The 1,309-nt window shown below is 64.4% G+C and carries 1 protein-coding gene; it reads left to right on the top strand.

Annotated features, from left to right (window positions below; translation table 11 throughout):
• Positions 1-23: 23 nt before the first annotated feature.
• A partial coding sequence (locus tag K3174_RS16750; protein ID WP_221560589.1) for a sugar MFS transporter occupies positions 24-1,309 on the top strand: 1,286 nt, incomplete at its 3' end.

Genomic DNA, 1,309 nt, shown 5'->3' with positions numbered 1-1,309 from the left:
CGGCTTCATTGTGGAGGGATGGAATGGCACTTGCTGCGGATATGGTGTCGGGCGTTGATGGTGTGGCGCAGGAGGATGCGGGCGGTGTGGATGCGCCGGGTCTGCAGTATTTCGTGTTCGGCCTGTTCTTCATCTTCGGCGGCATCACCTCGCTCAACGATGTGATCATCCCGAAGCTGAAGGAACTCTTCACGCTCAACTACACCCAGGCGATGCTGGTCCAGTTCTGCTTCTTCGCCGCCTATGCGATCATCGGCATTCCAGGCGCCAAGCTGGTCAAGAAGATCGGCTATATGCGCGGCGCGGTAGCCGGCCTGCTGACCATGATGGTCGGCTGCCTGATGTTCATTCCCGCCAGCCAGACGGCGACCTATTGGGTGTTCCTGCTTGCCCTGTTCGTCCTCGCCAGCGGTGTCGTGATCGTGCAGGTCGTGGCCAATCCGCTGATCAGCCTGCTCGGGCCGCAGCGCACCGCGCATAGCCGCCTGACCTTCGCGCAGGCCTTCAACTCGCTCGGCACCACCGTCTTTCCGATCGTCGGGTCGATCGTCATTCTCGGCAGTCTCGCCAATGTCACCGCAGACGAGCTCTCGGGCGCCGCTCTCATCGCCTATCGCCAGGCCGAAAGCGAGGCGATCTGGCAGGGCTATCTCGGCGTGGCGGTGCTCATCGCCCTCGTCGCACTGGCGGTCTGGATGTTCCGCAACCGTCTGCAGGGCGAACGGCACGAGGCATCTTCGGGTCTGGCCGGGTTCGATCTGCTCAAGCGCAGCCGCTTCGGCTACGGGGCGCTGTGCATCTTCCTCTATGTCGGCGCCGAGGTCTCGATCGGGTCGGTCATCATCAACTATCTCGCCCAGGAGCGCGTCCTGGGCCAGCCGGAAAGCGCGATCGGCTGGATGATCGGTCTCTATTGGGGCGGCGCGATGGTGGGCCGCTTTATCGGCTCGGCATTCCTGCGGGTGTTCAGCCCGGGCAAGATCCTCGCCGTCAACGCCGCCGGCGCAATCGTGCTGATCGCCGTCTCGGCCACCTCCGGCGGCACGCTGGCGGCCTACAGCCTGCTTGCGGTCGGCCTGATGAACTCGATCATGTTCCCGACCATCTTCTCGCTCGCCTGCGAAAAGCTCGGACCGCGCGCCGCAGACGGCTCGGGCATCATCAACGTCGCCATCTGCGGCGGCGCCATCGTCCCCCTCCTCTACGGCATCCTCGCCGATGCCAGCGGCAGCCTCGCCGTCGCCATGACCATACCCATCGCCTGCTACGCCATCATCGCAGGATTCGGCCTCTTCGCTCGACGACCGGC

Origin of the sequence: Qipengyuania qiaonensis (genome assembly GCF_019711515.1) — a bacterium.
Lineage (GTDB): Bacteria > Pseudomonadota > Alphaproteobacteria > Sphingomonadales > Sphingomonadaceae > Qipengyuania > Qipengyuania qiaonensis.
Note: the sequence above shows the minus strand (reverse complement) of the source record. Positions and strands in the feature narration are given on the sequence as shown.